The sequence below is a fragment of the Paenibacillus sp. TSM33 genome (assembly GCF_056099025.1).
This window is the reverse complement of record NZ_JBLZXB010000074.1, coordinates 1-255: the sequence shown is the minus strand read 5'-3', so window position 1 is coordinate 255 and position 255 is coordinate 1. Positions and strand designations below refer to the sequence as shown.

1 protein-coding gene is annotated in these 255 nt (G+C 52.5%); it reads right to left on the bottom strand.

Annotated features, from left to right (window positions below; translation table 11 throughout):
* A partial coding sequence (locus ACN6NF_RS25955) for a condensation domain-containing protein (protein WP_474320335.1) occupies positions 1 to 255 on the bottom strand: 255 nt, incomplete at both ends.

Sequence of the window (255 nt, the reverse complement as noted above, 5' to 3'; positions counted from 1 at the left end):
TCCATACAAAACGGTACGATTCCTCACCTGTGCGCAACACAGCGACACGCATCAAGGCGTCTTTTGCCAGATCAAAGCCTCTTTGCTTGTCTTTACGCGTAAATTCGAGCATGTACTCGTTTTGCTGCTCGTCCTCCATGTCCCGCAGGTCTTCAACATACAGTTCGCTGCGCTTATTCCGGTACACGACCTGAAGCGGTTCATCCTTCCAGCCGCTGTAGAAGTTCGTGCGCAGTACCGTATGCCGCTGCACCA